Genomic DNA, 24,073 nt, shown 5'->3' on the forward strand with positions numbered 1-24,073 from the left:
CGAGCCGCACCCGCTTTATGGTTAACACGCCGTCAACTCTCTTCCTTGAGGATCGCCTGAAGGCCAAAGCGCGTGAGCTGGGTTTTGCCGCCGTGGGCATTGCGCCAGCCGACGATGACGCGGTGCGCGCAGAGCGCCTGCACGAATGGCTGGGTGAAGGTTTTCACGGCACCATGGGCTGGATGGAGGACCGCGCCTACGTGCGGCAAGGGCCGAACAGCATGTGGCCGGAAGCGCAAAGCGTTATCGCGCTGGGCATGTCCTACGCGCCGGACGTCGATCCACTGGCGCTGGAAGGCGACGAAGAAAAGGCGCGCATTTCGGTCTATTCGCAGGGCCGCGATTATCACGACGTGCTGAAAAAGGCTGCCAAGGCGCTCGCGCGCTGGATGGTGGAGCAGGAGCCGGACAGCCAGCTCAAGGTTTTTGTCGATACAGCACCGGTGATGGAGAAACCGCTCGGCGAGGCCGCAGGTCTCGGCTGGCAGGGCAAGCACACCAATCTTGTCAGCCGCGAGCATGGCAGCTGGCTGTTCCTCGGTGCGATTTACTGGACAGTGCCGCTCACGCCTGATGCGGCCGGAACGGACCGCTGCGGATCATGCCGCGCGTGCCAGGATGCCTGCCCGACCGATGCATTCCCCGAAGCCTACAGGCTCGATGCGCGGCGCTGCATTTCCTATCTCACCATCGAGCACAAAGGACCGATCCCGGAGGAATTTCGCAAAGCCATCGGCAATCGCATCTATGGCTGCGATGATTGCCTTGCGGTGTGCCCGTGGAATAAATTTGCGGATACAGCTGCGCGGCACAAAGCCTTCGCTCCGCGCGACGGGCTGGTCGAGCCCCAACTCGCCGAGCTGCTTCAACTTGATGATGCCGCTTTCCGAGCGAAATTCTCCGGCTCCCCGATCAAAAGGATCGGCCGCAACCGCTTCGTTCGCAATTGCCTGATTGCTGCCGGGAACAGCGGTAATGCGGAGTTATTGCCGCTGGTGAAGAACCTTTGCGAAGATCAGGACGATGTAGTCGCCGAGGCCGCGCAATGGGCCAAGGCCCAACTTAAAGCATCTCCTTGAGCGGCTTTTCGGTATCGGCCAGCTCTCCCGGGTCTACTTCGGCGCGCGCTTCCACGAGCTTGCGGCCCTGGACGTAATCCTTCGTGCGATTGACCGCATCCACGGCGATTACGCGGCCATCTTTCAGATAGATCACCGAAAAGCTTCGTTCATCTAGATCGCCGCGCAGCACTGTCTGGTCGTGGCCGATACTCAGACCTGCGGTTTGCAGGCGCAGATCATACTGGTTCGACCAGAACCAGGGAAGCGCATTGTAGGGTTCTGGATTGCCGCAAATGGCCTTTGCCGCCGTGGTCGCCATGTCATTGGCGTTCTGCACGCTTTCGAGGCGGATCACCGCTCCGTCGGCATAGGGGTTGGCGTGCGCCGCGCAGTCTCCGATGGCGTAAATCTGATCGAGGCTCGTGTGGCAGATATCGGTCACATCGACGCCATTGGCTGCCGCAGCACCTGCAGCAATCAGTGGTCCGACAGCCGGAACGATGCCGATACCGACCACCACCGCATCGCAGGCGATCTCTTCGCCATCGCTCAGCTTCACACCGGTCACGCGCTCCTCGCCCAGCAACCTCTCGACACCGACACCGAGGCGCAATTCGACACCGTGGCGGTGGTGCTCAGCCTCGTAGAAGCGCGAAAGCTCTTCGCCCGCGACGCGGCTGAGTACGCGGTCGAGCGCTTCGACCAGCACGACTTCGCGATCGAGTTTGCGCAGCACTGCGGCTGCTTCCAGGCCGATATAGCCGCCGCCGACCACCACGAAGCGTTTGGCACCGCCTTCAATGTCTTTCAGCAGGGCATCGACATCGCGTTTGTCCCGCACGGCATGCACACCGTCCAGATGCGCGCCGGGGCAGGACAGGCGCCGTGCGTCGCCGCCCGCTGCCCAGATCAGACGGCCGTAGCCAATCGTCTCGCCGCCGCTCAGCTGCACTTCATGCGCTTCGGGCATGATTTTCGTCACCGATTTGCCGAGCAGCAGCTCCACATCTTTATCGGCCCAGAATTTCTCGGGACGGATCAACACCCGCTCGAACGGCTTCTCCCCGGCGAGATATTCCTTGGAAAGCGGCGGCCGCTCATACGGCGGCACATTGTCGCGCCCGATCATCAGGATCGAGCCTTCGAAGCCCTGCTGGCGGAGGGCTATGGCAGCTTGGGCGCCGCCATGGCCGGTGCCGACTATTACAACATCGTGACGCGTCATGGCAGGTGGCCTGCGCAAAACCACCGCCGCCGTCAAGCGGCAGCGGCTTTGTGCTAAGCTCAGCTTTGCAGCAGGTTGCGCGCCTGGCTGGCAATCTGTGCGAGCATTGCGGGCGCGACCGGCGATGCCGTTTGCGCCCGTTCGATCATCCGGCGGAACTGGCCGATGGCGACTTCGCGCTTGTCGGCCCATGCCTGTATCATTGCCTGAGGCTCATCGGCATTCTTGCCGCGCTTGCGGGCAAGGCCGCGCAAGAATTCGATGCGCATTTGCTGGAAATCGCGAGCAAGGCCGGAAACCAGCAAGCGCTCCCAAGGATCGGCGGGGCTCATCACTGCAGCGCGGCCTTGCGCCCAATCGATGCCCAGCAGTTCGCCCAGATCGATGAAGGCGCCCACCAGTGAAGAGGGTGTAATTCCGCTGTCGGCAGAGAGCTTCGCAAGCCCGATCGCGCCATCGACAGCAAACAGATGGGCGACCATGGCGGCCTGCTTCTGGCTGGCCCCGGCTTTGATCAGGCGCGCCGAGATCGTCTCGACATTGGAGCGCGCTTCATCACCCATCAGCGTTTCCACCTCGTCAACGAGTTCGCGCACGGTGTCGCCGATTTCACTGGTCAGCTTGGACGGAGTGATTTTCGTTCCGCCCGCCCGCAGCAGGTCCGCAATGTGACCGCGCAATGCCAAGGCCGCCTGATCGAACAGCATCAATCGCGCCTTTTCCGGCATGTCCTGCGTGTCGAGCGCGTGCCAAATCTGCTCCATGCCGAGAAGCCGTGATGCGGTGACGAAAGCCGCGCCAATGGCGTCGAGCCCCGCCCCTTCCTCTTCGAACAACTCGAAGGGATGCAGCATGCCCATGCGATTGACGATGCGGTTTGCCACGACCGTACCCACGATTTCATTGCGCAGGCGGTGATCGAGCAATTGCTTGCTAAACTGGTCCTGCAACTGCGGCGGGAAATCGCCCAGCACGAGAGTGTCAGACGCGTCGTCATCGGCGAGCGCGCTCGCCTCAATCGCGTCCTGCAGCACCAGCTTGGAATGCGAGAGCAACACGGCGAGTTCGGGCCGTGTGAGGCCCTTGCCGTCCGCTGCGCGCCTGCCCAGCGCTTCATTATCGCCGAGGCCTTCATTGTCGCGGTCGAGCCCGCCCATCTCTTCGAGCATTTCGATAAGGCGCGCATGCGCACCTACCGAGCGGCTGCCGCCCTGCTCGGCAATCGAGAGCGCGAGTGCCTGTAGCCGATTATCCTCGAGCACCAGCTCTGCAACCTCGTCGGTCATGTCCTTCAGAAGCGCATTGCGGCGCTCTTCGGACAGGCGACCGGCTTCGCGTGCAGCGGCCAGCGCAATCTTGATATTCACTTCATTATCCGAGCAATCGACGCCTGCCGAATTGTCGATGAAGTCGGTGTTCACGCGCCCGCCGTGGAGCGCGAATTCGACGCGGCCCGCCTGGGTCGCACCCAGATTGGCGCCTTCGCCGATCACCTTCGCGCGCATCTGCTTGGCATCGACGCGAAGGGCATCATTGGCGGGATCGCCCACGTCCGAATTGCTCTGGTGGCTTGCCTTGATGTAGGTGCCGATACCGCCGAACCAGATGAGATCGACAGGGCTCTTCAGAATCAGGTGAATCAGGCTATCGGGATCGAGCGCACCGTCTTTAAGGTCGCTTTCCTCGATGCCCAGCGCCTTCATTGCGGCTTTCGTCAATTCGATGCGTTTGGTGGTGCGCGGGATCACCATCCCGCCCTTGCTCATCACCTTCTTGTCGTAATCTTCCCAGCTCGACCGCTCGAGATCGAACATCCGCTTGCGCTCTTTCCAGCTTGCTGCCGGATCGGGGTCGGGATCGATGAAAATGTGGCGGTGGTCGAAAGCGGCCACCAGCTTGATCGATTTCGAAAGCAGCATGCCATTGCCGAACACATCGCCCGACATATCGCCACAGCCCGCCACGCGGACCGGGTCCTTCTGCACGTCCACGCCCATTTCGAGGAAATGGCGCTGCACGCAGACCCATGCGCCCTTGGCGGTGATGCCCATCGCCTTATGGTCATAGCCATTGGAGCCGCCGCTCGCGAAGGCATCGCCCAGCCAATAATCGCGCTCCATCGCAATGGCATTGGCCGTGTCGGAGAACGTCGCCGTGCCCTTGTCCGCTGCGACGACGAAATAGGGGTCTTCGCCATCGTGGATCACCACGTCCTGCGGGTGGACGACCTTGTCGCCCGCATAATTGTCCGTGATCGAGAGCAGCGTGCGGATGAACAGCTTGTAGCTTTCCTTGCCTTCCGCAAACCACGCATCGCGATCCACTGCCGGGCTGGGCAATTGCTTGGGGTAGAAGCCGCCTTTCGCGCCGGTCGGCACGATCACGGCGTTCTTCACCTTTTGCGCTTTCATCAGACCGAGGATTTCGGTGCGGAAGTCATCGCGCCGGTCGGACCAGCGCAGGCCGCCGCGCGCGACAGGCCCAGCGCGCAGGTGCACGCCTTCAACACGCCGCGAATAGACGAAGATTTCGCGCCACGGCACGGGCTTCGGCAGGCCGGGTACCAGTGAACTGTCCAGCTTGAACGCCAGCGCCTCGTCGGCTGCCGGGGCGAAAGCGTTGGTGCGAAGGATTGCCTTGATCGTAGACCAGTAGCGGCGCAGCAGGCGGTCATCATTGATGGCCTGCACGGCGGCGAGGTTGGAACGGATATCGGCATCGATGTCGATCGCTTCTTTGGCGCGATCGCCATCGAAGGCGGGATCATGCAGAGTGCGGAAGAGGTCGATCAGCCCGCGCGTTACCTTGCTGGCGCCCGCCAGCGCGTCGACCACCGTGTAGATGGTGAAAGCGATATTGGACTGGCGCAGATAGCGATAGAAGGCGCGCAGCCAGTCCGCTTCCTGGGCATCGAGACCGCTGGAGATCACCAGACGGTTGAATACATCATCTTCCGCCTTGCCGTTAAGGACGCTGGTAATCGCCGCCTCGATCGTATCGGCACGTTCTAGCAGCGCATCTGTCGACATGCCGGCAGGCAGGCCGAGGATGAAATCGTGGATGGTGCCGCTGTCCTCCCCTCCGAGGTCGGTGGGAATTTCGGAAAGCACGCGGAATCCGAAATTTTCTAGCGCCGGAACGGCATCGGAAAGCGGAAGCGAACCTGCATGCTGGTAGACTTTAAGTCTCAGCCGGTCGTCCTCATCCTGCTGGGCGCGATAGAGGCGCGCATCACGCTCAAGGCCGGTCTCCTCCACATGTGCTGCCAGCTGGCGAAGGCGCGAGATGTCGCGCGCAGCCTCTGCTGCGCCATATTCGGTGCGGTAAAAGGCCGGGAAACTGCCAGCATAGCGAGCCGCGAGCGCCGGTGCGCGGCTGGATTCATCGCCCTCTGCCAGCGCATCCTCCACCGCGTCAGACCAGCCGCGCAGCATGTCCTGCAGCGAACGGTCGATCGCGGCGGTATCGAGATCATCACGCTTGCCGCGGTAATCCATGACATAGCGCAACAGAGCTAGCGCGCCGCCTTCGACCATCAAACTCCAGTCGAGCGTCTTCGCGCCGGTGCCCTTTTCCAGCAAATCCTGCACCTGCAGACGCACGGTGGTGGAGAGCATGTCGCGTGGCAGCCAGACGAAGCCGAAAATATGCCGACCAAGCGGCGCGGTCACCAAAGTCGCACGCGGGCGCGGTCGCTCTGCAAGGCCCATCATCGCGGTCGATACGCGGGTGATGTCGTCATCGGAGAAGCTGATAATCAGATCATGCGGCAGTGCGGTAAGCGCGTGAACCAGCGCTTTGTAATCATGGCTGTCGGGCTCGAAATCGAGCCGCTCCATAATGGCTTTGAGCTGCTGGCGCAGCACCGGAACCGTTGCGGGCGGCGCGACGAGCGCAGCACTCGTCCAGATGCCGGCGTGCACGGATATTGCGGCTACGCGGCCATCCTCGATCAAGGGCACGATGAAGAGATCGAGCGGAACGCGGCGATGCACATTGCTGATGCGATTGGCCTTGATGATCAGCGGGGCCTTGCCCGGCTTGCCATCCTTGCCATCGAACCATGCGAACGCCTTTTCATAGGCTGCATCGGCCAACAAATCCGGCGTGGAGCGGCGGCAGATGCCGAGCATGTCGGACTGCTGGCCGTCGCGCGTGCGGGTTACATGGCCCAGCTGCGTCAGCATTCCGCCAGCCAGCCAGCGCAGCAGTGCCGCGCCTTCGGCATCGGACATCCGATCGGCATCACCCGTCATCATCTCGCGCATCTTGGGCCAATCGGCCACAGTCGCACGCACATCGAGGATGGCGATTTCGAGATCCTTTTCCAGCGCGCGGCGATCTTTCGCATCCACGCGCGTGGTTTCGATGTAGACCCAGCTTTCCTTCTTCTCGCCCGTTCCATCGCCTTCGGGCACGTCGGTCAATGCACCGTCGGTGCGGCGGACGGGAAGGATGGGATGGACCAGCCGGTCGATCGACAGTCCGCGCGCAGCCATCGTTGCCGCGATGGAGTCGACCAAGAAGGGCATGTCCTTGTTGATTACCGCAATGCGCATAATGCGGTGGCCATTGGTGGCAGAGCGCGTGAGGATCGAAGGCTTCCCGTCTTCGCGGTGACGTGCGGCCTCGATAATGAAGGCCGCCGCAAGATCGAGCTTGTCCCCTTGGAGCGAAGTTTCGCCCGGCAGGATGGAGCCACTGATGCGCTCCTTCAGCGTCTTGGCAAAGCCGCGCTCCTGCTTGGAAAGGTCGGAAAAAGCGTCACTCTTGCGCTTGGTGGTGGCCATGGCGTCCGGTTCTCCTCCGCCGATCCGAGTTGGCCGGCGCTTCGACTCGTCTTATCGTTGCTCTTCCTAGCGCAACATTGCGCAAGCCTCTAACGCAGCGCGAAACGGCTTGCATCAAAAATGTTTCAACCGAAACTAAATTGAGCGAGTGGCATCGACTGTGCGCAGGAGCAGGGCAACATCGCTGTCCCGCGAAAGCCGATGATCGCCGCCTTTGACCAGCGTGACCTGCACATCCTCACTGGCGAGAGCCGCAGCGAGTCGGAGCGAAATCTCGGGCGGCACGTCCTTGTCTTCCTGCCCGTGCAGCAGGCGCACCGGGCAAGTGACTGGGATGGGCGCGTCCAGCAACTTGCGCCGCTCCGCATCGTGCCAGAACTTGGCATGGGTCGGCATGGGATCGTAGCCGTAATCGCTATCCTCAAAAATGGTCTCGCCCGCGCGCAACTGCGCCTTTTGCTCCTCGTCGAAGCCCCATTCGGAGAAATCGGGAGCCGAGGCGATGCCAACTAGGCTGGCGAGCTGGTCTCCCAACTCCAGCGCGACGAGCAGCATGAGCCAGCCGCCCATTGAGGAGCCGGTGATGACGACGCGTTCGCTCTCAACCTGGTTGGCGATCAGCAGCAGCACTTCATCGCGCCAGATGCCGAGCGTGCCATCGGCAAAGTCGCCGTCACTTTCGCCGCAGCCCGAATAATCGAGCAGCAGGCACTCACGCCCCTGTGTCCGGCAATGTTCAAAAATGGCCGTCGCCTTGCTGCCCGCCATGTCCGACATATAGCCAGGCAGGAAAACGACGGCTGGGCCGCTGCCGGGCGTGTGGCGAAACGCGAGCGGGATGCCCTGTTCGGACGGGACTGTGCGAAGTTCGGTCATATCGCCATCCATGCCTTCTCCGAAAGCTCAGGCCAAGCCGCCTAGTGACTTTCTTGGCTAGCCACCCTATGTGCAGGGCATGGCCAAGCGTGTGACCACCACCACAACTACCACCACCTCGGGCAACCGGGGGCGGATGGTCGTGGCCTGATCACGCATTCCGCCACCCGGTTTCGGGTGGCATCGCGCCAGCTTCCCGCAACCGCAGACAATCCTTTCCGGCGCGCGGACCACTGCAATGCGCTATTTCATAGATACCGAATTCAACGGCACCGGCGGCCAGCTTCTCAGCATTGCGCTGGTGCGCGAGGATGGGGCGCATTTTTATGAAGTGCTGCACGCGCATGAGCTGATCGTGCCGTGGGTGAAAGAGCATGTGGCGCCGCACTTCGGGCAGGAGCCGATCGCGCGCCTGCAAGTGGTCAAGAAGATGCAGAAATTCCTCCGCAAGGATGCAGGACCGCATGTATTTATCGCCGATTGGCCGGAGGATCTGGTCCATTTCAACGCCATGCTTCTGCGCGACCACGGCAAGCGCAACGACCCGTTCCGCTATGCCTGCCTGCTGCTTAACCTTGCGGGCTTCGACACCGCTCTCGCCAGCCGTACACCGCACAATGCGCTGGAAGATGCGCGCGCTCTTGCCGCCTATGTCGAAGGCGCGCTCGCGGGTGAGCATGAAGACATGGACGAAGCCGACCTGGCGCTGGTGCGTCGCGCCTGCCCCGAAGAGTGACTTGCCTAGCTGCGGCGGAAAAAGCATAGGCCGCGTGAAACGGAAAAAGAGACGATGACCGAATTACTGAAGATCAGCCTTCCCGATGGATCCGTGCGCGAGATGGAGCCGGGCTCTACCCCTGCCGATGTCGCGGCCGCTATCGGACCCGGCCTCGCCAAGGCGGCGCTGGCCGCGCGCGTCAATGGTGAAGTGCGCGATATCAATCGTCCTTTCGATTGCGATAGTGAACTGGCGCTGATCACGTCCAAGGATGAGGAAGAGGCGCTCGAACTCGCGCGGCACGATTACGCGCATATCCTCGCCGAAGCAGTGCAGGAGCTTTTCCCCGGCACGCAGATCACTTTCGGCCCCGCGACCGATGATGGCTTTTACTACGATGTGAAGGCGCCAGACACGCGCGATCCCTTCTCGTCGGAGGATCTGCCCGCGATCGAGGAAAAGATGCGCGAGATCATCAAGGCCGACAAACCGCTCAAGCGCGAAGTATGGAGCCGCCAGCAGCTGATCGACAAGTGGGAAGCCGAGGGCGAAACCTTCAAGGCCGAGTGGGCGAAGGAATTGCCCGAGAATGAAGAACTGACGGTCTACTGGTCGGGCGATGACTGGCTCGACATGTGCCGCGGTCCACACCTCGCCAGCACCGGCAAGCTCGATCCGCAAGCGTTCAAGCTGATGCGTGTGGCAGGCGCCTATTGGCGCGGCGACCAGAACAATGCCCAGCTCACCCGCATCTACGGTACCGGCTGGCTCAACAAGAAGCAATTGAACGCGCACCTCACACGGCTGGAAGAAGCCGCCAAGCGCGACCACCGCAAGCTGGGCCGCGAAATGGACCTGTTCCATCTTCAGGAAGAGGCGCACGGGTCGGTCTTCTGGCACCCCAAGGGCTATCGCATCTGGCGCGAGCTGGAAGCCTATATGCGCCGCAAGATGGACGGTGCGGGCTATCGCGAGATCAAAACGCCGCAGCTGATGGATGTGCGTCAGTGGACGCAGTCGGGCCATTGGGGGAAATACGCCGAGAACATGTTCGCCGTCCCCGACATCGTGCCCGAAGTGGACGAGGAGAGCGGTGAGAGCGCGCCAAGCGTCGCGCCCGATGCGAACTGGCTGGCCATGAAACCGATGAACTGCCCCGCGCACGTCCTCGTTTTCAAGCAAGGCATCACCTCCTATCGCGACCTGCCGATCCGGCTTGGCGAAATGGGTTGCTGCCACCGCAACGAGCCGCATGGCGCGCTCCACGGCCTGATGCGTGTGCGCCAGTTTACTCAAGATGATGCGCATATCTTCTGCACCGAGAAGCAGGTGGTCGAGGAAGTCCGCGCCTTCTGCAAGCTGGCGGACGAAGTGTATTCCGATTTTGGCTTCACCTATGACGTGAAACTCGCACTGCGGCCCGAGAAGCGTTTCGGCAGCGATGCCGATTGGGACAAGGCCGAGCAGGAATTGCGCGATGCTGTGGCCGAAGCGGGCATGGACAATGAGGAATACGGCTGGGAAGAGCTACCCGGCGAAGGTGCTTTCTATGCGCCGAAGCTCGAATGGCACCTCACTGATGCCATCGGCCGCACCTGGCAGGTCGGCACCATCCAGGGCGACCGCGTTCTGCCAGATCGCCTCGACGCAACCTATGTGGGCGAGGACGGCGAGAAGCACCGCCCGGTCATGCTCCATCGCGCCATCTTCGGCTCCTACGAGCGGTTCATCGGTATCTTGATCGAGCACTTCGCCGGTCGTTTGCCCGTGTGGCTCGCGCCGGTGCAGGCGGTCGTCGCGACGATCGTCTCCGATGCAGATGATTATGCGAAGGATGCGGTCGCCAAGCTGGAAGCAGCGGGCATCCGCGTGGAAAGCGACCTGCGCAATGAGAAGATCAACTTCAAGGTTCGCGAGCACTCGCTTGCCAAGGTCCCTCACCTGCTTGTCGTCGGCAAGCGCGAGGCAGAGGAAGGCACCGTTGCCGTCCGCACGCTGGGCGAGAAAGAGCAGCGGGTGATGAGCCTCGATGAAGCGATTGCCATGCTGAAAGATGCTGCAACCCCGCCCGACCTGAAGGCCTGACCGCTTGGAAATCCTCGCCGGATTTTCGACCACGCAGATTGCGGCTGCGGCCGGCGCTACGTTGCTGGCGGCGTTTGTTCGTGGACTGACCGGCTTCGGCTTCGGCATATTGCTGGTGCCGATCTTGGCGCTGGCGCTCAGCCCGGTCGAGGCGGTGCTGCTGATCAATATCATGGCGTTTCTGCTCGCTCTCAGCGAAGTGCGCTTCGTGCTGCGTGAGGCGGCACGGTCAGCCTATGTCATTGCCGGACTGCTGGCGTTGACGACACTGCCTGGCCTTCTGCTCCTCGATGCGACACCGCAGCCGTTGGCGCGTCTGTTGATTGCTATCTGCGCGCTGGGCGCCTTTGCCGCGGTCATCATCCCGAAGCGGAAACAGCCGAGGCCGCCTGCGCCGCTCGTCACCGGTCTGACCGGGCTTTCGGCTGGGGTCCTCACCGGATTCGCCGCCATGCCGGGTGCGCCGGTCATCCCCTATTATGTGCGGCAGGATTTGCCGAGGCTTACCGCCAAGGCGAGCATGATCGGCATCTTCGGCGTGGCCGCGCTGGCTGGCGTGGCGTCGGGTACAGTGACCGGCCTTCTCGAATGGCGCACGCTGCTGTTTGGCCTGATGCTGTTCCCGCTGGTCTTGTTGGGCAATTGGGTGGGTTCGCTCGCGTTCGGGCGGATCAGCGACCCGGTATGGCGCGCCTTTGTCGGTATTGTGCTGGGCGCGGCAGCCGTCGCAGCGCTTCTGAAACTATAGGCAGGGCACGCATTTGTTCGGATTTTCACCAGAGGCGATAGCGGTGGCGATCATCGCGGCGATCGCTGCTGGTTTCGTGCGCGGGCTGGCGGGCTTCGGACTGTCGGTGGTGCTGGTGCCGGTGCTGCAACTCGCAATCGCGCCAGGCGCGGCGGTGCTCGTCGGCATCATTTCGTTGTTCCTGATTGGCCTCACCGATATCGGGCGCGTCCGGCGGGAGGCGGACCGGTCCGCCATTCCCATTACCTTGATCGCACTGGCGTGCATGCCACTCGGGCTGTGGGCGCTCGTCTCGCTCGATCCGGCTTGGGCGCGGGTGCTGATTGCCTTGGTCTCACTCGGCGCATTCGTGCTGGTGGCGGTACCCCTCGGGAAAGTCACTCTGCCGCGCTATCCCGCAATGGGCCTGTCAGGGGTTTTCACCGGCTTCTTCGGCGGATTCGCGGGCATGCCCGGACCCGGCATGGCGCCCTTTTACTTGCGCGGACGGCTGGAGCCGCGCGTGGCGCGCGCGAGCATGATGGCGATCTTTCTGGTCGTGACGCCGCTCTCCGCCCTCTTCTTCGTATGGCAGGGCATCGGCGGTTGGGAAGAGCTGGAACTCGCCGCGCTGCTATTCCCCGCCGTGCTTTTCGGGGACTGGTTCGGGCACCGCGCGTTCGGCAGGGTCAGCAAAACGCAATGGCAAGTCGCCACAGCATTGGTGCTGGGCGGGGCTGCATTGGGAGCTGTGTGGAAGCTGCTGGCTTAGAGCGGCAGGAACTGGCCGGCGGCAATCAGCGCGACACCGCAGAAGCTCACGACCGCAAGGCGCGCATATTCCTGCGCGGAAGCGACGTGTGTGCGGGTGAAGGCGATTGCTCTGGCCATGCGGACATTGTCCGCCCAAATCCCTAACGAAAGGTTAAGATGCTCTTTTAGCGGACCGCCGGCACATGCTGGCTGGCACAGTGGAAGCTCCCACCACCCGTCAACACAGCATCGGCGCGCAGGCCCACGACATCGCGATCCGGGAAGAGCGCGCCAATCGCGGCGACCGCATCGGCATCGAGCGGCGAGCCATAGGTCGGTACCACCACCACGCCATTGGTCACGGCGAAATTCATAAAGCTGGCTGGCTCCACATCCTCGCCTTCTCCCATCCGACCGGGGGAAGGGATGTCGCGCACATCCAGGCCGAATTCGCGCGCCCGCAGCCGAGCATCGGTGTAGACCTCGGCATTGGGATCGTCCCGCTCGGTCGCGCTGGGGATGGCGATCACGCCTTCGCCGACCATGCGTGCAAGATTATCGACATGGCCGTCCGTATGATCGCCCAGCAGCCCATCGCCGAGCCAGAGGATCCGATCGAAACCGAGATCGCGCTGCAGATTCGCCCAGATCTGCTCGCGCGTGAGATCCGGATTGCGGTTGTGATTGAGCAGGCATTGCTCGGTCGTCACCACCAGTCCGGTACCATCGGTTTCCACCGCGCCGCCTTCGAGGATCCAGTCTGCCCGCGAATAGGGAAAGCCCCCCGCCTCGGCGAGCGAGGGTCCGGTCTCCTGGTCACCCGGCAGCAGATATTTGCCACCCCATCCGTTGAACCCGAAGCCCTGCGCGCGGCGACCGCCACTTCCATCGGGCAGGATCAGCGGTCCGGTGTCACGTATCCAGATGTCGCCATAGGGATGCTGCTCGATCGCGACCTTGGCGGAAACGAGTTTGCGCGCCGCCTCTGCCGCTGCATCGTCGCGCACCACCAGTCGCACATCCTGTCCGGCTTCGGACACGGCATTGGCAAAAGCCGCCATCTGCTGCTGAGCTGGTACTAGGTCGTATTCCCACAGATCGGCATGGGCGGGAAAGCCGATCCAGATCCAGTCCTGCTTTGCCCATTCGGAGGGCATTCGCGCTGTCATCGGATCAGCATCCGTCATCGCGCAACGCGCAGCTTTCATCCCGGGTGGCGCGGAATTCGTCGCCTTCGTTCCAGTTCGGCCATTCGCCGGTGTCACCCAGCGCACGGGCGAGCATGAAGTAAAGCTCCAGATCCTGCATCACGCCGGCCCAGTCCCAATCTTCGGAATATTCATCGCTCGCGGCGTGATAGTGATTGGTGTTGTAATCCTGATAGGCCGCTTCGCCAGCCTCTGCGCCGCCTTCGGACAGTGTCTGGCCGCTCTTCACATAGAACATCGGCACGCCGCGCTTGGCGAGGCTGAAGTGGTCCGAACGGTAGTAGCGCCCTGCCTGCGGTGCGGCGTCAGCGGTTTGCGTTCGACCCTGTGTTTCGAGAGCATCGGCAAGGTAACTGTCCAGCTCGCTCTTGCCGCCGCCAATCACGGTCACATCGCTCGCTTCGCCCAGCACATAGAGCGCATCGATATTGACCCCGCCCACCGTGCGATCGAGCGGATAGACCGGGTTTGCGCCGTAATATTCGGAGCCGAGCAGGCCCGATTCCTCTGCCGTCACCGCCAGGAAAACCTGCGTACGCTGGGTCGGCCCGGCAGCGACATGCGCCTCGGCCAAAGCGACGAGGGCAGCGGTGCCGGTCGCATTGTCGACCGCGCCGTTGCAGATCATGTCTTCATCGCCTTCCTCGCCGCAAATGCCGAGGTGATCCCAGTGCGCGGTGTGGAGAATGTATTCGGTCGGACGCTGGTTGCCCGGCAGCACGCCGATGACGTTCTGCGACGTGAACCGGCGGATGGAATTGTCGAAACTGGTGGAAGCTGTCTGGCCGAGCGGAATGGCTTCGAACCCCCGCTGGCTGGCCGCTTCGACCAGCTCGTCCAGATCGAGACCCTCAGCGGCCAGAACTCTGCGCGCAGCGTCCTGAGTCATCCAGCCATTCATGTCGGTATTGCCCGCCTCGCCATTGCCGGTGTCGGCATAGGCCTGCGCGCCCGTCCACCCGCCTTCGACGACGTTCCAACCGTAGCTTGCGGCAAAGTCCTCATGGATGACGATGGCAGCGGCAGCACCCTGCCGCGCGGCCTCTTCATATTTGTAGCGCCAGCGCCCGTAATAGGTCATCGCGCGGCCGCCGAAGGTCCCGTCCAGCCCCTCATCCATATAGTCAGGATCGTTGACGAGGATGAGCGCGGTCTTGCCCTCCATGTCGAGGCCTTCGTAATCGTTCCAGCCACGCTCGGGCGCGTTGATGCCGTAACCGACGAAGACGACTTCGCTGTCGGTGAGCTCGGTGCGCTCGACCAGCGGGTAGGACACGCCGACCCACTCGCTGCCGTGCTCCAGTTCGATATCGCCGATTGTAAGCGGGGCGAAATTGCTGCCTGTCACTTCGACGAGCGGGACATCCTGCACCCAGCTGTCGCCATTGCCCGGCTGAAGGCCTGCCGCCTCGAATTGCTCAATGAGGTATTCGACCGTGCGCTCACCGCCCGGTGTGCCCGGCTCGCGCCCCTCGAAAGCATCGGAAGAAAGCGTGCGCGTCACCTCCTGCATGGTATCCAGCGAAATCTGCGGTTCGACCGGCACCTCTTCAGTGGTGCAGGCGGCGAGTGACAGGAGCGCGGCGGGGGCGAGAATGCGGAACATGCGAAACCTCGGATGAGAGAATGTGTCGTTGGCGCATCTCTGGCACCGCGCACGCGCCAGCACAAGCGCACTTGCGAGCACCGCTGCGGCAGGGCAGGAGCTTTGGCTATGGCACCAGATTGGCAATCGGCGATCGATCGCGCGCGGGACTGCTCGCCTTTCCTTCGCCGTGCGCTTGAGCGCCGGGCTGAGCTTGGCGAGCTGCTGTTGCAGGGCAAGGGCGATGGGGCTCTCGCTGCAGCGAAGGTGAGCGGCGCCGAGCTGTCCGATCCGGGCGAAGCGCTGCGTCGTGAGCGGTTGTCATTGGCGCTGGTGCTGGGCATTGGCGACTTGGCTGGCGCGTTCCCGCTGTCTCACGTGATGCAGGAATTGAGCGATTTTGCCGACCGCGCGCTCGACACCGCCATGCGCGCCGTGGTCGCCAAGCGTGTTCCCGATGCCGATAACAGCGGCTTCATCGGCCTGGCGCTGGGCAAACAGGGCGCAGGCGAACTCAATTACAGCTCCGATATCGATCCCATCCTGCTGTTCGATCCGGCGCGCCTCGCAAAGCGGGAGCGCGATGAGGCGGGCGAAGCGGCGCAGCGCTACGCAAGGCAATTGGTCGAAATGCTCTCCCAGCCGACGGGCGAGGGCTACGTGCTGCGCGTCGATTTGCGGCTGCGTCCAGCAAGCGAGGTCAGCCCGCTCGCCGTGCCAGTGAACGGCGCGATTTCACACTACGAAAGCTCTGCTCTCGCATGGGAGCGCGCGGCCTTCATCCGTGCGCGGCCAGCGGCAGGTGACATCGCGGCGGGCGAGGAGTTTCTCGAAGCGATCCGGCCTTTCGTCTGGCGCAAGAGCCTCGATTTCACTGCGATAGAGTCGATCCGTCGCCTCACCGCGCGTATCCGTTCCGCTTACAAGGGCCCGACCGAGCCGGGGCCGGGCTTCGATGTGAAGAAGGGACGCGGCGGCATTCGCGAAATCGAATTCTACGCGCAAACCCATCAGCTGATTTACGGTGGCCGCAACCCGGCGCTGCGCTGCCATGGCACGCGCGATGCCCTCGATGCGCTGGCCGAAGCGGAGATCATCGCGAGCGAGGATGCGCGGGTCTTGGGTGAAAGCTATGATCGGCTGCGCGTGATCGAACACCGCCTGCAGATGGTCAATGATCGCCAAACCCACGCGCTTCCGACAAGCGAGGAGGCGATCGACAATGTCGCCAAACTGGACGGGCTTTCCGATGGTGCGTCGCTGATCGCAGAGCTGCGCGAGATGACCGATGCAGTCGGCGCGCGCTATGACGATCTGCTGGGCGACGATGATCCGCGCCCCGTCGCAGTCAGCGTGCCTGACGATTTTCGCGACCATTTCGACACCCGCGTGAAGCATTGGAAAGGCACCATCCGCGCGCTGCGATCCAACGAAGCGCGCAAGGCTTTCGATGCGATGAGCGATGAATTGGTGCAGGCACTCGCCGACGCGCCCGACCCGGACCGGGCGCTGGCGCGGTGGGAAACTTTTCTTTCCCGCCTGCCGACTGCGATCAATCTTTTCCGCCTGTTCGAAGAGCGTCCGGGCCTGCTCGAACGCGTTCTGCGTATCCTCATCCTCGCCAAGCCGCTGGCCGACGAACTCGCCCGCAGGCCCGAGCTCCTCGACGTATTGTTCGATGCGAGCGGAGGCGCATTGCCGGGGGATGTCACATCGCTGGCACAGCGGATGGCGCGCGCCGAGGAGGATGACTACGAAGTGCGGCTCGACCGGCTGCGCCAGATCGTCGGCGAAGAACGTTTCGCGCTGGGCGCACAGATGATCGAATGCCGCCACGATCCGCTCGATATCGCCGAGGGGCTGTGCCGTGTGGCCGAAGCCGCGATCCAGACCGGTGCCGATGCGGCGATAGAGGAGTTTCGCGAAACCCATGGTGAGATCGAAGGGGCGGAGTTGGTCATCCTTGGTCTCGGTCGACTGGGCGGCGGGGCGCTGACCCATGCGTCCGATCTCGACATAGTGTTCCTCTTCAATGGCGACATCGGACAGGAATCGGATGGCCGCCGTCCGCTATCCTCCACGCTCTATTTCAATCGCCTCGCCACACGCGTTTCCGCTGCGCTGAGCGTGCCGACGGCGGAAGGCGCGCTTTATGAAATCGACACAAGGCTAAGACCGCAGGGCAAGCAGGGGCCGCTCGCCGTCAGTTTCGAAGCCTTCGCCAAATACCAGCGGGAAAGCGCATGGACGTGGGAGCATATGGCGCTCGCCCGCGCGCGGCCGCTGTTCGGTTCAGAGCGCGCGCGGGATGATCTGCGCACCATCATAACGGACACCCTTTCCCAGGATCGCGACAAGACCAAGCTGCGCGCAGATGTGCTCGCCATGCGCGCCGATGTTCTCGCCAACAAGCCGCCGCAGGGCCCGCTGGACGTCAAGCTGCTGCGCGGCGGGCTCGTCGATTCAGAATTCCTGATCCATTACTTGCAGCTGCGCGAGGGCATCGCGCTGAAGCCTGCGCTGGAAAAGGCGATCGGCGGCCTGGTTAAGGCAGACCTGCTCCCGCACGAGCATGTCGACAATCACCTCATGCTCACCCGTTTTCTGGTCGCCGAGCGGCTGTTTGCGCCGGACGGGTCAGAGCCGCCTGCTGCAGCGCGCCCGGTCCTTGCCAAAGCCTGCGGGCATGACAGCTATTCGGACCTATTGCAGGCGCTACGCGATGCGCGGCAGGGAATTGCCGAGCAATGGCAGCGCCATTTCGATGAAAAACTGGAGATAGACTGATGAGTGACAACCGCCCTGATGCCGGAGACACGATGCCCGATGTGGGGATGGAAACCCCAGATGGCGGCAGCGTGAATCCCAGCGATTTTCGCGGGCAAAAGCTGGTGATTTTCTTCTACCCCAAGGACAACACGCCCGGCTGCACGACCGAGAACAAGGACTTTTCGACGCTGAAAGCCGAGTTCGACAAGGCCAACACGGCTCTGCTCGGCGTCAGCAAGGATTCGGCGAAAAAGCACCAGAACTTCATCGCCAAGCATGACCTCAAGGCCCCTCTCGCAACCGATGCGGAGACCGACGGACTGGCAGAGGCGCTGGGCGTCTGGGTCGAGAAGAAAATGTACGGCAAGACCTATATGGGCCTCGAACGCTCGACCTTCCTTGTCGATGCGGATGGCAAGATCGCTCAGGTCTGGCGCAAGGTGAAAGTGAAAGGTCACGCCGAGGAAGTGCTGGCCGCCGCCAAAGAATTGTGAGCTCCGACCTCTCCACGGCAATTCGCGACGCCCTGCTGACCAGCGGCAAACGCGCCAAGGTGATGAAAACCCGCGCGCTGGTGCGCGATTATCGGCGTGGGACGCTGCCTGTTCGCTTTACCGCAGCAATGCCCGATGAGCCCGCATGGCCGGACCAGCTGACGGTCCTGTCACCCGGCCAGATGCCCAAGCGCGGCAAAGGCGGATCGCAGCGCAATCGCATCGCATTGTGGCACAGCATCGCCCATATCGAATTCGTCGCGATCGATCTTGCGCTCGATATCGTCGGGCGCTTCGGGGCGGAGATGGATGAGGCATTCATCGCAGATTTCCTGTCCGTCGCAGCGGATGAGGCGATGCATTTCGCCCTGATCGAGCGGCACCTTGCCAGCATGGGTGCGGCCTATGGCGATCTGCCGGTTCATGACGGATTGTGGCAGTCGGCGAGCGACACGGCGCACGACGTGGCTGCGCGGTTGGCGGTGGTGCCCATGGTGCTGGAGGCAAGAGGCCTCGATGTCACGCCCGCCATGCTGGAGCGAGTTCGATCGCAGGACGATTCGCGCGGCGCAAAAATACTCCAACGAATCCTTGACGACGAAATTAATCATGTCGCCGCCGGATCAAGGCATTTCACCGCGTGGTGCGCCCGTAAGCGCCTGAATCCATCGATTCATTGGATAAATTGCGTCAAAACGCATTTCAGAGGGGGGCTGAAGCCTCCGTTCAACGACTCAGCGCGTCTCGCAGCCGGTTTATCGCGAGAAAGCTACACTTCGCTTGTTTGATTAACTTTTCCGCGCATACCTCAGCATCACACCAAACGGAGGGGTCCGTTATCGGTTCCGGAATTTGCGACGAATTGAGTTTAACTCGAATTGGCGCATGGGACCGCAAGAGAAGAACAAAGGATCGTATGCTGTTCAAATTTACCAAAGCTATCGCCGCTGGCGCGCTCCTTATCGCAGCGCCCGCAATGGCCGAGGACGAGCCGCGCACGGGCGTTATCGACGCTGACAGTGTCACCGAAGGTGGCATGGACGAAGAATTCAGCGAACTTTTTGCCAGCTGGGAAGGCATCGACACCGACGGCCGCGTAAATGCTGCTGGCGGCGTTTCGGTAGTGCCGCAAATGGCGGTGTCCGTGCCGTCACTCATGCCGCTCGCCGATGCCCGCCTCACCAGCGGCTATGGCAATCGCAATCACCCCATCCTGCGTCGCCGCGCCCGTCATAACGGTGTCGATCTGGCTGCACCGACGGGTACGCCGGTCTACGCTACGGCTGATGGCATTGTCGAAATGGCGCAGTGGTATTCGAGCTACGGCAATTACGTGCAGATTGGCCATGGCGGCGAGATGGAAACGCGTTACGCGCACCTTTCGCGCTACACCGTCAGCTCTGGCGAGCAGGTCCGCGCTGGCGATCTGATCGGCTATGTCGGCTCGACCGGCCGTTCCACCGGTCCGCACCTTCACTATGAAATCCGCGTTTCCGGCGATCCGGTCAATCCGATCCCCTACATGACGGCGAACCTCGAAATCGACGAGAGCGCAGCGGCCGCACGCGGCGGCGACTAAGCTGCGGGCATAGCCTCGACGCAAAGGAAAAAAGGCGGGCCGCAACAGCCGGCCTTTTTCGTATCTGGCGATGATTTCGTAGACTGCGTTACCCAGCCAGCAGCCGCTCTGCGATGGATCGGATCTCCGCGCCCATATCCTCGCGTTCCAGCGCCAATGCGAGCGTTGCTTCGACAAATCCCGTCTTGCTGCCGCAGTCGAAGCGTCGGCCTTCGAAGGTGACGGCATGGAAGGCCTGGTTGCCGATCATCCGCGCCATCGCATCGGTCAGCTGGATTTCGCCGCCAGCGCCTTTCCCCTGTGTTTCCAGCGTGCGCATCACTTCGGGCTGCAGGATGTAGCGACCGGAGATAATCTTGTTGGACGGTGCCTCTGCCACCGGCGGCTTTTCGACGAGGCCGTTCACTTCGGTCAGCGCGCCGGAACTCTCGCCCGGATCGATCACGCCGTAGCTTGAAACGTCCTCCTGCGGCACTTCGAGCACCGAGATGAGGTTCCCGCCGACGTCATTATAGGCCTCGACCATCTGCGCCATGCATCCCGTGCCGCCCTTGTGTGCGACCATCATTTCATCGGGCAGCAGGATCGCAAAAGGCTCATCACCCACGATAGCGCGCGCGCACCAGATGGCATGGCCAAGACCCATGGGTACCTGCTGGCGAACGGTGATGATATCGCCAGGGGTGAAGCGACTGGAATCCAGTACGCCCAGATCCTTGCCGCGCTCTTCCATCGTCGTCTCAAGCTCGTAGGCGACATCGAAATGCTCGACGATCGCGGTCTTGCCGCGTCCGGTGACGAAAATCATCTGCTCGATCCCCGCCTCACGCGCTTCGTCGACGGCATACTGGATCAGCGGGCGATCGACGATCGGCAGCAATTCCTTAGGAATGGCTTTGGTGGCGGGGAGGAAGCGGGTGCCGAGGCCAGCGACGGGGAAGACAGCCTTGCGGATCGGTTTGTGTGTGCTCATGCTCCGCGTCATGAAAGCTCATGCCCAAAGGGTCAAGCGCGCCATCCCCGCGGTCGCAATAGCGGGCCTTCTGGCCGCCTGTGCCCAGCCGCTCACCACGCCCGAACAAGTGATGTTCGCCCCCGGCTTCAGCATTGTGTCCGGGCAGGAGACCGGTCAGCCCGGCATTTACGACCTGCGCGTCGATCCGCGCTTTGCGGATTTCGCACAGGATGTCCTCCAGCAACGATATTCTATGCTCGGCAGGCAAGATCTCGCGGCGCGCACCAGCCATGAATACAGTGCCGTCGCATGCGAGCCGCATTCCTCCGGAGCCAGCGGCGAAGATGCGGTCCTGGCAGAAATCGTCAGGCAGGCGCGCGATGCGCGTGTGGTGATAGTCAACGAAAGTCACACGATAAGCCGCCATCGGGGTTTCTCGCGGAGACTCGTAGAGACGCTGCGCCCGCTCGGCTTTACGCATTTTGCCGCCGAAACCTTCACCCACCCGGCGGACGCTACCGCCCCTGTCGAGGCTGGCATCGCGCTTCCCTACCCACGGGATCTTGAGGGTCATTATCTGATCGAGCCTGCTTTCGGCCGGCTATGGCGGACGGCGCGCGATCTGGGATATGCGCCCATCGCATACGAGCAGAACACCGAACGAGACGAGGGGGCTTCTCGCGATGAGCGGGTTGCGGCGCGCGAAGCCTTCCAGGCCCAGGCGCTTGCCGAGGCGATCGAAGAGGCGGGGCCGGATGCGCGCTTTATCATTCATGTCGGCTATTCGCATGCCAGCGAGCACGAAGGCGAATTCGGACCTGTCTGGATGGCGGGCCGGCTGAAGGCCCTGACAGGCATCGACCCGCTCACAATCTCTCAAGTGCAGTGTCGGCAGGAAACCGGCAGCACCCGTCTGGCGGCCGATGGCAGTGACCGGCTCGGGCAGGAATTCGATATTTTCGTCGATCACCCGGTCACGCGCTTCGAAGGCCATCGCCCTCTGTGGCGTGCAGCGGCAGGCGATATCCGCGTTCGGGTGCCCGATGCACTCCTGCCGAGCGAGGGAGCGCATGTCATCGAAGCTCGTCTCGCTGGAGAGCCGGATGAAGCGATTCCGATGGATCGCGTGCTCGTCTTTCCCGGTGAAGAAGTGGACCTGTTGCTGCCACCCGGTCACTATCGTCTGCGCGCGGTCGTGGCGACCACCGAGAACAGCGAGTAGACCGGGGCCGCGCCTACTCTTCGCCCGGCGGTTTCAGCAAGTCCGCGACAAGCCACAGGCGCACGGCGGTCGCGAGCCCGGGGGGCGTATCCGCTTCCAGCCGCTCGGCATCGATCTGCGCGATCACGGCGTTTAGCGGCAGCGCTTCACGTTGCGCGACATCGTTGAGCAGCTCCCAGAACAGGGGCTCCAGACTGATCGAGGTCTTGTGCCCGGCGATTTCGACCGAACGTTTGACCGGTGGATGATAAATCTCGTCCACCGGTCATACTCCTGATGGGTGGTGCGAAGCCTGGCAGGCCTCAATACATGTGCTGGCCACCATTGATCGACAGGGTCGAGCCAGTGATAAAGGCGCCATTTTCCGAAGCGAGGAAGCTGACGCCGCGGGCGATCTCGTCAGCCTGGCCCAGCCGACCGACGGGGATTTTTGCAACGATCTTTTCGAGCACATTCTCGGGCACGGCAGCGACCATATCGGTGTCGATATAGCCCGGCGCAATGGCGTTGACCGTAATGCCGTAGCGGGCGCCTTCCTGTGCCAGCGCCTTGGTGAAGCCGTGAATGCCGGATTTGGCAGCAGCGTAGTTCACCTGGCCATACTGGCCGGCCTGGCCGTTGATCGAGCCGATGTTGATGATGCGGCCCCACTTGCGCTCTTTCATGCCTTCGAACGCGGCCTTGGCCATGTTGAAGCAGCCGCCGAGATTGGTGCGCATCACGTCTTCCCAATCCTGCAGGCTCATGCGCATCAGCGTGCCGTCGCGTGTGATACCGGCATTGTTGACGACGACATCGATCGGGCCAACTTCTTCGGCGATTTTGTTGCAGGCGGCGATGGTAGCTTCGTGGTCACCCACGTCGAACTTGTAGGTCGCAATCCCCGTTTCATCGGTGAATTTGCGCGCGGCATCGTCATTGCCCGCATAGCTGGCGACGACAGTAAAGCCATCCTCTTTCAGCGATTCGCAAATAGCGCGGCCAATGCCGCGGGTTCCGCCGGTGACTACTGCAACCTTACCCATGCATCATTCTCCATCTTTTTGTTTTGAGTCTTTTTATTGTGGAGCGCCTTCTAAGACACGAGGCGGGGAATGCGCAAAGAAAAACCCCGCCGAAGCGGGGTTCTGCATACTTATGTCCGGCTGTTTGGCAGGCCGTGCGCGAAATCAGAAGCGCAATTGCGTGCCGATATAAACGGCCTGGCTGTCCTGCTGTTCGACATCGGGAAGCGGCATGATGTCGCGATCCTGCTCAAGCCGGACACCGGCAGTAATGTCGAGATTGTTGGTCAGGCGATAGCTGCCGCCAACATCGAGCAGCTGATCACCGATCGAACCGCGTGCATCCTGACGGCGGTTCGCATTTTCTTCCATCGCGACCCGGGCCGCGAAACGACTCGGCTCGTCACGCGAGCTGGTGCGCGGGGAGAAATCGGTGATGTCCGGAATATTGGCGCTCGACAATGCGCTGGACAGTTCCGGCGAGCGGCTGCTGGGAGCGGGTGCAAAATTGCTAAAGCCGCGGGCAATGCCGAGGTTGTAACGGGTTGGTGCGACTTGCAGGCTGGAACGCACACTATCGCTATCGCGCCCTGCTGCGACATTCGTACTGGAAGCCAGCGCCTGCGCCGTTTCCTGATCGACGCGCACTGCGACAGTGACCGCGCGTTCTGCGCTGTTCCCGGTGGCGCCAGCAGGTGTGAAGCGCATCATACGCGCCTGGCCCTGGCTGTTGCGCGCCATCATCTCTGCCACCGCCGGATCGGCAGCAGCAGGCGTAAAGGCGATATGTGCAGCAGCGTCAGGAGCGGCGCTTTCGCCATTCAAGAGGCCGATGGCGAGCACCGAACTTGGCAGAGCAACAGCTAGCGCAGCTGCAGACGCGAAAAGCGTCAGCCTGCCTGCCAGTGATGTGCCCTGCTTTTTCATGGCGCCCATTATTCCCCGTGATCGATGGACTCGCGCTGAATGAACGAGTCGTCTCTCAACTTGGTTCCGAGTCGCAGTGGTAGGCCTTTCCGTGC

The 24,073-nt window shown here is 62.3% G+C and carries 20 protein-coding genes; 10 read left to right on the forward strand and 10 right to left on the reverse strand.

Going from position 1 to position 24,073, the window contains the following annotated elements:
* The first annotated feature begins 17 nt into the window (after nucleotides 1-17).
* Entirely contained in the window at nucleotides 18-1,079 is a 1,062-nt protein-coding gene (gene queG, locus O2N64_RS05010) for a tRNA epoxyqueuosine(34) reductase QueG (RefSeq protein ID WP_271079181.1), read from the forward strand.
* Here the strand turns inward: queG and O2N64_RS05015 are convergent.
* From O2N64_RS05015 to O2N64_RS05025, 3 genes are all read right to left on the reverse strand, one after another.
* The gene (locus O2N64_RS05015; RefSeq protein WP_271079182.1) at nucleotides 1,063-2,286 is read right to left on the reverse strand and encodes an NAD(P)/FAD-dependent oxidoreductase; all 1,224 of its coding nucleotides are present in this window, start codon (nucleotides 2,284-2,286) and stop codon (nucleotides 1,063-1,065) included. The genes queG and O2N64_RS05015 overlap by 17 nt on opposite strands.
* 59 nt (nucleotides 2,287-2,345) lie before the next feature.
* A complete protein-coding gene (locus O2N64_RS05020) occupies nucleotides 2,346-7,076 on the reverse strand; it encodes an NAD-glutamate dehydrogenase (RefSeq protein WP_271079183.1) in 4,731 nt (1,576 codons plus the stop codon).
* Nucleotides 7,077-7,211: 135 nt separating this feature from the next.
* A complete protein-coding gene (locus O2N64_RS05025; RefSeq protein ID WP_271079184.1) occupies nucleotides 7,212-7,952 on the reverse strand; it encodes an alpha/beta hydrolase in 741 nt (246 codons plus the stop codon).
* A 238-nt stretch (nucleotides 7,953-8,190) separates the two neighbouring features.
* Here O2N64_RS05025 and O2N64_RS05030 point away from each other — a divergent pair, with 238 nt between their 5' ends.
* Genes O2N64_RS05030 through O2N64_RS05045 form a run of 4 tightly spaced genes read left to right on the forward strand, consistent with a single transcriptional unit; the run spans nucleotide 8,191 to nucleotide 12,254 of the window.
* Complete coding sequence (locus tag O2N64_RS05030; protein WP_271079185.1) at nucleotides 8,191-8,688, forward strand: 3'-5' exoribonuclease; 498 nt, start codon at nucleotides 8,191-8,193, stop codon at nucleotides 8,686-8,688.
* A 54-nt stretch (nucleotides 8,689-8,742) separates the two neighbouring features.
* On the forward strand, nucleotides 8,743-10,755 hold the full coding sequence (gene thrS, locus O2N64_RS05035) for a threonine--tRNA ligase (RefSeq protein WP_271079186.1): 2,013 nt from the start codon (nucleotides 8,743-8,745) through the stop codon (nucleotides 10,753-10,755).
* Between the two features lie 4 nt (nucleotides 10,756-10,759).
* Nucleotides 10,760-11,503, forward strand: coding sequence for a sulfite exporter TauE/SafE family protein (locus tag O2N64_RS05040; RefSeq protein WP_271079187.1), 744 nt, complete (start codon nucleotides 10,760-10,762; stop codon nucleotides 11,501-11,503).
* Between the two features lie 43 nt (nucleotides 11,504-11,546).
* On the forward strand, nucleotides 11,547-12,254 hold the full coding sequence (locus tag O2N64_RS05045) for a sulfite exporter TauE/SafE family protein (RefSeq protein WP_271079188.1): 708 nt from the start codon (nucleotides 11,547-11,549) through the stop codon (nucleotides 12,252-12,254).
* Here O2N64_RS05045 and O2N64_RS05050 read toward each other — a convergent pair.
* The 3 genes from O2N64_RS05050 to O2N64_RS05060 are packed head-to-tail and all read right to left on the reverse strand — an operon-like array spanning nucleotide 12,251 to nucleotide 15,049.
* Entirely contained in the window at nucleotides 12,251-12,373 is a 123-nt protein-coding gene (locus tag O2N64_RS05050) for a hypothetical protein (RefSeq protein ID WP_271079189.1), read from the reverse strand. The two genes, O2N64_RS05045 and O2N64_RS05050, sit on opposite strands and share 4 nt — an antisense overlap.
* A gap of 47 nt (nucleotides 12,374-12,420) precedes the next feature.
* Nucleotides 12,421-13,422 carry an agmatine deiminase family protein gene (locus tag O2N64_RS05055; RefSeq protein WP_271079190.1) on the reverse strand — a complete coding sequence of 334 codons (1,002 nt, stop codon included), beginning with the start codon at nucleotides 13,420-13,422 and terminating at the stop codon, nucleotides 12,421-12,423.
* On the reverse strand, nucleotides 13,409-15,049 hold the full coding sequence (locus tag O2N64_RS05060; RefSeq protein ID WP_271079191.1) for a M28 family peptidase: 1,641 nt from the start codon (nucleotides 15,047-15,049) through the stop codon (nucleotides 13,409-13,411). The genes O2N64_RS05055 and O2N64_RS05060 overlap by 14 nt, the downstream gene beginning before the upstream one ends.
* Before the next feature lie 108 nt (nucleotides 15,050-15,157).
* Here O2N64_RS05060 and glnE point away from each other — a divergent pair, with 108 nt between their 5' ends.
* From glnE to O2N64_RS05080, 4 genes are all read left to right on the forward strand, one after another.
* Nucleotides 15,158-17,815, forward strand: coding sequence for a bifunctional [glutamate--ammonia ligase]-adenylyl-L-tyrosine phosphorylase/[glutamate--ammonia-ligase] adenylyltransferase (glnE, locus tag O2N64_RS05065; protein ID WP_271079192.1), 2,658 nt, complete (start codon nucleotides 15,158-15,160; stop codon nucleotides 17,813-17,815).
* Complete coding sequence (locus O2N64_RS05070; protein WP_271079193.1) at nucleotides 17,815-18,291, forward strand: peroxiredoxin; 477 nt, start codon at nucleotides 17,815-17,817, stop codon at nucleotides 18,289-18,291. Before glnE ends, O2N64_RS05070 begins: the two co-directional genes overlap by 1 nt.
* Nucleotides 18,288-19,079 carry a ferritin-like domain-containing protein gene (locus O2N64_RS05075; RefSeq protein ID WP_271079194.1) on the forward strand — a complete coding sequence of 264 codons (792 nt, stop codon included), beginning with the start codon at nucleotides 18,288-18,290 and terminating at the stop codon, nucleotides 19,077-19,079. The genes O2N64_RS05070 and O2N64_RS05075 overlap by 4 nt, the downstream gene beginning before the upstream one ends.
* Before the next feature lie 128 nt (nucleotides 19,080-19,207).
* Nucleotides 19,208-19,870, forward strand: a complete 663-nt coding sequence (locus O2N64_RS05080) for a M23 family metallopeptidase (RefSeq protein ID WP_271079195.1) — start codon at nucleotides 19,208-19,210, stop codon at nucleotides 19,868-19,870.
* A gap of 88 nt (nucleotides 19,871-19,958) precedes the next feature.
* Here the strand turns inward: O2N64_RS05080 and galU are convergent, their stop codons facing one another.
* On the reverse strand, nucleotides 19,959-20,843 hold the full coding sequence (gene galU / locus O2N64_RS05085) for a UTP--glucose-1-phosphate uridylyltransferase GalU (RefSeq protein ID WP_271079196.1): 885 nt from the start codon (nucleotides 20,841-20,843) through the stop codon (nucleotides 19,959-19,961).
* Nucleotides 20,844-20,853: 10 nt separating this feature from the next.
* On the opposite strand from galU, the gene O2N64_RS05090 reads away from it, so the two are divergent.
* Entirely contained in the window at nucleotides 20,854-22,047 is a 1,194-nt protein-coding gene (locus O2N64_RS05090; protein WP_271079197.1) for a hypothetical protein, read from the forward strand.
* A gap of 13 nt (nucleotides 22,048-22,060) precedes the next feature.
* On the opposite strand, the gene O2N64_RS05095 is transcribed toward O2N64_RS05090, so the two are convergent.
* The 3 genes from O2N64_RS05095 to O2N64_RS05105 all read right to left on the reverse strand — a co-directional run bounded on the left by O2N64_RS05095 (nucleotide 22,061) and on the right by O2N64_RS05105 (nucleotide 23,978).
* Nucleotides 22,061-22,309 carry a ribbon-helix-helix domain-containing protein gene (locus tag O2N64_RS05095; protein ID WP_271079198.1) on the reverse strand — a complete coding sequence of 83 codons (249 nt, stop codon included), beginning with the start codon at nucleotides 22,307-22,309 and terminating at the stop codon, nucleotides 22,061-22,063.
* 40 nt (nucleotides 22,310-22,349) lie between these two features.
* Complete coding sequence (gene phbB / locus O2N64_RS05100) at nucleotides 22,350-23,072, reverse strand: acetoacetyl-CoA reductase (protein ID WP_271079199.1); 723 nt, start codon at nucleotides 23,070-23,072, stop codon at nucleotides 22,350-22,352.
* A 144-nt stretch (nucleotides 23,073-23,216) separates the two neighbouring features.
* Nucleotides 23,217-23,978 carry a hypothetical protein gene (locus O2N64_RS05105; RefSeq protein ID WP_271079200.1) on the reverse strand — a complete coding sequence of 254 codons (762 nt, stop codon included), beginning with the start codon at nucleotides 23,976-23,978 and terminating at the stop codon, nucleotides 23,217-23,219.
* Nucleotides 23,979-24,073 lie beyond the last annotated feature (95 nt).

Origin of the sequence: Aurantiacibacter sp. MUD61, assembly GCF_027912455.1 — a bacterium.
In the GTDB taxonomy this organism is placed as follows: Bacteria; Pseudomonadota; Alphaproteobacteria; order Sphingomonadales; family Sphingomonadaceae; genus Alteraurantiacibacter.

Coding starts and splice junctions, on each gene's coding strand:
- O2N64_RS05105 (WP_271079200.1), bottom strand. CDS start 23,978: ATGAAAAAGCAGGGCACATCACTGGCAGGCAGGCTGACGCTTTTCGCG.
- thrS (WP_271079186.1), top strand. CDS start 8,743: ATGACCGAATTACTGAAGATCAGCCTTCCCGATGGATCCGTGCGCGAG.
- glnE (WP_271079192.1), top strand. CDS start 15,158: ATGGCACCAGATTGGCAATCGGCGATCGATCGCGCGCGGGACTGCTCG.
- O2N64_RS05050 (WP_271079189.1), bottom strand. CDS start 12,373: ATGGCCAGAGCAATCGCCTTCACCCGCACACACGTCGCTTCCGCGCAG.
- O2N64_RS05070 (WP_271079193.1), top strand. CDS start 17,815: ATGAGTGACAACCGCCCTGATGCCGGAGACACGATGCCCGATGTGGGG.
- phbB (WP_271079199.1), bottom strand. CDS start 23,072: ATGGGTAAGGTTGCAGTAGTCACCGGCGGAACCCGCGGCATTGGCCGC.
- O2N64_RS05080 (WP_271079195.1), top strand. CDS start 19,208: ATGCTGTTCAAATTTACCAAAGCTATCGCCGCTGGCGCGCTCCTTATC.
- galU (WP_271079196.1), bottom strand. CDS start 20,843: ATGAGCACACACAAACCGATCCGCAAGGCTGTCTTCCCCGTCGCTGGC.
- queG (WP_271079181.1), top strand. CDS start 18: ATGGTTAACACGCCGTCAACTCTCTTCCTTGAGGATCGCCTGAAGGCC.
- O2N64_RS05015 (WP_271079182.1), bottom strand. CDS start 2,286: ATGACGCGTCACGATGTTGTAATAGTCGGCACCGGCCATGGCGGCGCC.
- O2N64_RS05030 (WP_271079185.1), top strand. CDS start 8,191: ATGCGCTATTTCATAGATACCGAATTCAACGGCACCGGCGGCCAGCTT.
- O2N64_RS05090 (WP_271079197.1), top strand. CDS start 20,854: ATGAAAGCTCATGCCCAAAGGGTCAAGCGCGCCATCCCCGCGGTCGCA.
- O2N64_RS05060 (WP_271079191.1), bottom strand. CDS start 15,049: ATGTTCCGCATTCTCGCCCCCGCCGCGCTCCTGTCACTCGCCGCCTGC.
- O2N64_RS05025 (WP_271079184.1), bottom strand. CDS start 7,952: ATGACCGAACTTCGCACAGTCCCGTCCGAACAGGGCATCCCGCTCGCG.
- O2N64_RS05055 (WP_271079190.1), bottom strand. CDS start 13,422: ATGACGGATGCTGATCCGATGACAGCGCGAATGCCCTCCGAATGGGCA.
- O2N64_RS05020 (WP_271079183.1), bottom strand. CDS start 7,076: ATGGCCACCACCAAGCGCAAGAGTGACGCTTTTTCCGACCTTTCCAAG.